Below are 1,327 nucleotides of genomic sequence, written 5' to 3'. Positions count from 1 at the left end.
GGCGACTTCACGATCGATGCCAACGGGGCCTGGAGCTACGCCGGTAACGGCGCCCACGACGAGCTCACCGCCGGCCAGCAGGTCCAGGACCAGTTCACGGTCACCAGCCTGGACGGCACCGCGAGTGGCATCGTGACGGTGACCATCACCGGCAGCAACGATGCGGCCACGGTCTCGTCGGACTCGAAGCCCGTCACGGAAGGCGACACTGCCGCCGCGTTGAACGCCTCGGGCCAGCTGACGATCGTGGATCCCGACAGCGGTGAAGCCCACGTCGTGGCCCAGACCAACGCCCACGGGACCTACGGCGACTTCACGATCGATGCCAACGGGGCCTGGAGCTACGCCGGTAACGGCGCCCACGACGAACTCACCGCCGGCCAGCAGGTCCAGGACCAGTTCACGGTCATCAGCCAGGACGGCACCGCGAGCGGCATCGTCACAGTGACCATCACCGGCAGCAATGATGCGGCCACGGTCTCGTCGGACTCGAAGTCTATCACCGAGGGCAATGCCGCCGCCGCGCTGAACACCTCCGGCCAGCTTAGCATCACCGATCCCGACACGGGCGAAGCCCACGTCGTGGCGCAATCGAACGTCCACGGGACCTACGGCGACTTCACGATCGATGCCAACGGGGCCTGGAGCTACGCCGGTAACGGCGCCCACGACGAGCTCACCGCCGGTCAGCAGGTCCAGGACCAGTTCACGGTCACCAGCCTGGACGGCACCGCGAGTGGCATCGTGACGGTGACCATCACCGGCAGCAACGATGCGGCCACGGTCTCGTCGGACTCGAAGCCCGTCACGGAAGGCGACACTGCCGCCGCGTTGAACGCCTCGGGCCAGCTGACGATCGTGGATCCCGACAGCGGTGAAGCCCACGTCGTGGCCCAGACCAACGCCCACGGGACCTACGGCGACTTCACGATCGATGCCAACGGGGCCTGGAGCTACGCCGGTAACGGCGCCCACGACGAGCTCACCGCCGGCCAGCAGGTCCAGGACCAGTTCACGGTCATCAGCCAGGACGGCACCGCGAGCGGCATCGTCACAGTGACCATCACCGGCAGCAATGATGCGGCCACGGTCTCGTCGGACTCGAAGTCTATCACCGAGGGCAATGCCGCCGCCGCGCTGAACACCTCCGGCCAGCTTAGCATCACCGATCCCGACACGGGCGAAGCCCACGTCGTGGCCCAGAGCAACGCCCACGGGACCTACGGCGACTTCACGATCGATGCCAACGGGGCCTGGAGCTACGCCGGTAACGGCGCCCACGACGAGCTCACCGCCGGCCAGCAGGTCCAGGACCAGTTCACGGTCA

1 protein-coding gene is annotated in these 1,327 nt (G+C 67.4%); it reads left to right on the top strand.

Annotation, left to right across the window (positions count from 1 at the left end; all coding sequences use genetic code 11):
* On the top strand, window positions 1-1,327 hold a 1,327-nt coding region (locus IVB27_RS10905), incomplete at both ends, for a VCBS domain-containing protein (RefSeq protein WP_247443511.1).

Source organism: Bradyrhizobium sp. 197 (assembly GCF_023073375.1).
In the GTDB taxonomy this organism is placed as follows: Bacteria; Pseudomonadota; Alphaproteobacteria; order Rhizobiales; family Xanthobacteraceae; genus Bradyrhizobium.
Note: the sequence above shows the minus strand (reverse complement) of the source record. Positions and strands in the feature narration are given on the sequence as shown.